Source organism: Streptomyces sp. NPDC051776, assembly GCF_040681345.1.
In the GTDB taxonomy this organism is placed as follows: Bacteria; Actinomycetota; Actinomycetes; order Streptomycetales; family Streptomycetaceae; genus Streptomyces.
Genome location: NZ_JBFAYQ010000132.1, coordinates 1 through 3,219 on the forward strand (window position 1 = coordinate 1; position 3,219 = coordinate 3,219).

Sequence of the window (3,219 nt, forward strand, 5' to 3'; positions counted from 1 at the left end):
GGAGGCCGTACGGCAGGTCACTCAGGCCGTGCGCGGCCGCGGTGCCTGCCAGCATCCGGACGGATCCGTGCGCTTCATCCAGTCCGCACTGCAGGTATTCACCGACGACCTCGCCGCGCACGTGCTGGGGGGCGGCTGCGGACGGCCCACGCACGGCCTGCTGCCGCTGCCCGTCCCCGGCTACGAGGAGGAGGGGATCCCCAGCGGCGAGAAGCTGGCCGTGGACTGGACGCTGTGCGAGGGCCACGGGGTCTGTGCGGAGCTGGTGCCGGAGCTCATCCGGCTCGGACCCGACGGCTACCCGGCACTGGCGGACGCGTCCGTCCCCATGCATCTGAGGGGGAGTGCGCAACGCGCCGTACGCCGGTGCCCCGCGCTGGCACTGCGGCTCGAGGCAGCACCCCTGGAGCAGATAGCGACCGCGACCAGGAGGGCACTCCCCCGCGGCCGTGGCTGATCGACGATCACCTCCGCCAGCACCGGCCGGCGGCCCCGGTTCCTCTCGCGCATCTGCCCGGGAGAACCGGGGCCGCGACCCGGGGGCCGCGTCACAGAGGACTGCGCCGGTCCCGGTACGGATGAACCGATTCGGGCCCGCGGATCGCCCGGTTCCGGACAAAAGGAAAAGCGGGCCGTCTCGTCGGACGGCCCGCTCGCGTTCCTGTGGAGCTAAGGAGAATTGAACTCCTGACCTCTTGCATGCCATGCAAGCGCTCTACCAACTGAGCTATAGCCCCAGGTCTGCTCCGCCCGGTGCCCCGGACGGCTCCGCCAACTTTACACGGCTCCCCCGGCCTTCCGCCAAATCCGTATCGGCACGGTCCGGGCATGCGGTCCGTGGAGCGCGCCGAGGGCGGGTGTACGGGCGTGGGACGCCTGACGCCGGCCCGTGGGGCGGGGCGGCAGCGGACGGTGCCGCAGCGGGCCCCTGAGGACCGCGGTGACACCTCCGGCCCGCGGGCCCCGGGGCATCAGGCCGTGACGAAGGAGTAGAAGCGCTTGAGCGTGCAGTGCTCGTCGAGCAGGCGCCCGTAGATCGGTTCACCCTCGAGCTCGCGGTACGTCTCGATCGGGTCGCCCTTTATGATCAGCGCCCGCGCGCACTCCTCGCACCAGTACTGGTAGTCGGGGTTGAGGGGCTCCATGTCACGGACGATGGGCGTCCCCTTGCCGCACCAGTCGCACTTCCGCCTGTGTGCCCCCATCAGTCAGCTCCAGCTGTGGCCGCAGGCCGTGCAGACGTACGAAATACCGCCGTTGTCGCCGAGAACCTGCGCGACATGGGCCGAACCGCAGGACGGGCACTCGAGAAGCGTCGCCTCGGCAATATCGAGTAGATCGTCGACCTCCTCGAGAATGCTCGTCGGCATGCGCGCTCCTCCCGTTCCGGCCGTTTGATTCTGCCACGGGGACGGCGCCGGGGTCAGTGGCCCGGCTCATCTCGGCGCGGCTTCGCCGCCACCGCACGAGAGGTGGAGCACCGTCACGGCAGGTCGTGGGCCCGAACCCCGGTCATGACCTGCCCGAAGGCGTCAACTGCCCGATATGGACGGTGAGTCCACGGGTGAACGGCGAACGGCACGGAAGACAAAAAGATCCCGCCCTCGACAGGGACGGGATCTTACGGCTGTGGAGCTAAGGAGAATTGAACTCCTGACCTCTTGCATGCCATGCAAGCGCTCTACCAACTGAGCTATAGCCCCGCACTTCTCGGCGCCGGAGCGCCGGAGACGAGAAGAAGCTTAACCGGTGACCGGCCGGAAAAGGAAATCCGTTCCACGGCCGCCGGACACCGTCCTCGCCGCCTTACGAGCCCGGCGCCCCGGTCACCGGGATCGCCGGCGGAGGCCCGCCGCCGGGGCCCGCCGGACTCAGTCGTCGTCGCCGAGCACGGGCTCCGGCAGCGAACCCGCGTTGTGCTCCATCAGCCGCCAGCCGCGCACGCCCTCACCCAGCACGGACCAGGAGCAGTTGGAGAGGCCGCCGAGCGCCTCCCAGCTCCGCGGATCGAGGCCCAGCAGCTTGCCGATGGTGGTGCGGATCGTGCCGCCGTGGCTGACGACGACGAGCGTGCCCCCGTCGGGCAGCTTGTTCACATGGCCCTCGACGACCGGGGCCGCGCGCTCCGCCACCTCGGTCTCCAGCTCGCCACCGCCGCGCCGTACGGGCTCGCCCCGCTTCCAGGCCGCGTACTGCTCGCCGTACTTCTCGACGATCTCCTCGTGGGTGAGGCCCTGCCAGTTGCCGGCGTAGGTCTCACGCAGGCCCCCGTGGTGCGTAACGTCCAGGCGCGTGACCGCGGCCAGCTCGGCTGCCGTGGCGGTCGCGCGCTTCAGGTCGGAGGAGACGATCGCGTCCGGCTTCAGTCCGGCCAGCAGGCGGGCGGCCCGGCGCGCCTGTGCAAGGCCGGTCTTGGTGAGTTCGATGTCCGTTGAGCCCTGGAACCTGCGCTCCAGATTCCAGGCGGTCTGGCCGTGCCGCCACAGCACCACGCGGCGGCCGCGGCCCTTCGAGCCGCTCAGCGGAGGTCACCGTTCAGATCGTCGGCGGCCTGCCGCTTCGCGTACTCCTCCGCCCGGCCCTGGGTGTCGGCGGCGTCCTCGGGCAGCTCCATCCGCGGGCAGTCCTTCCACAGCCGCTCCAGCGCGTAGAACACCCGCTCCTCGCTGTGCTGCACATGCACCACGATGTCCACGTAGTCGAGCAGGACCCAGCGGGCCTCGCGGTCGCCCTCGCGGCGGACGGGCTTGGCTCCCAGCTCCTTCTGCAGCCGCTCCTCGACCTCGTCGACGATCGACTTGACCTGGCGGTCGCTGGGCGCAGAGGCCAGAAGGAAGGCGTCGGTGATCGACAGAACGTCGCTGACGTCGTACGCGATGATGTCGTGCGCGAGCTTGTCCGCAGCCGCCTGGGCGGCGAGGTTGATCAGCTCGATGGAGCGGTCAGTGGCGGTCACGAGGGAGCTTTCCGGTCGGGGGCGAGTACCTCTCAAGGGTCTCACGCCCCACCGACAGCGCCGACCGGCTTTCCCCGCCTCCCTTGCGGAGGCCGGGCCACGGGCACGTGTGGCGGCGCCTGGGTGTTCCGGTGGGCGTCCGCGGACGCCCACCTACCCGCCCGCCCACTAGGGAGCGTATTTGGTCGTGATCAAGGGGCGGCTCGCGTGAGGTCCTTGATCCAGATCATCGAGGCGCGGAGGTGTAGGCCGGCAAGGTAGCT

The 3,219-nt window shown here is 70.2% G+C and carries 5 protein-coding genes and 2 tRNA genes; 1 reads left to right on the plus strand and 6 read right to left on the minus strand.

All coding sequences use genetic code 11. The annotated features are described in order from the left end of the window. Positions 1 to 457 (plus strand): ferredoxin (locus tag AB0M26_RS31590; protein WP_365266399.1); only part of this gene is annotated, 457 nt, incomplete at its 5' end. A gap of 207 nt (positions 458 to 664) precedes the next feature. Here the strand turns inward: AB0M26_RS31590 and AB0M26_RS31595 are convergent. From AB0M26_RS31595 to rsfS, 6 genes are all read right to left on the minus strand, one after another. Next, positions 665 to 737, minus strand: a tRNA-Ala gene (locus AB0M26_RS31595). Positions 738 to 971: 234 nt separating this feature from the next. Beyond that, positions 972 to 1,205, minus strand: a complete 234-nt coding sequence (locus tag AB0M26_RS31600) for a hypothetical protein (RefSeq protein ID WP_365266402.1) — start codon at positions 1,203 to 1,205, stop codon at positions 972 to 974. A gap of 3 nt (positions 1,206 to 1,208) precedes the next feature. Then, the gene (locus tag AB0M26_RS31605) at positions 1,209 to 1,370 is read right to left on the minus strand and encodes a hypothetical protein (protein ID WP_365266404.1); all 162 of its coding nucleotides are present in this window, start codon (positions 1,368 to 1,370) and stop codon (positions 1,209 to 1,211) included. Positions 1,371 to 1,630: 260 nt separating this feature from the next. Next, positions 1,631 to 1,703: transfer RNA gene (locus AB0M26_RS31610), tRNA-Ala, on the minus strand. A gap of 168 nt (positions 1,704 to 1,871) precedes the next feature. Continuing rightward, a complete protein-coding gene (locus tag AB0M26_RS31615) occupies positions 1,872 to 2,522 on the minus strand; it encodes a histidine phosphatase family protein (protein WP_365266410.1) in 651 nt (216 codons plus the stop codon). After that, positions 2,519 to 2,956, minus strand: a complete 438-nt coding sequence (gene rsfS / locus AB0M26_RS31620) for a ribosome silencing factor (protein WP_365266407.1) — start codon at positions 2,954 to 2,956, stop codon at positions 2,519 to 2,521. Before rsfS ends, AB0M26_RS31615 begins: the two co-directional genes overlap by 4 nt. Between the last annotated feature and the right edge of the window lie 263 nt (positions 2,957 to 3,219).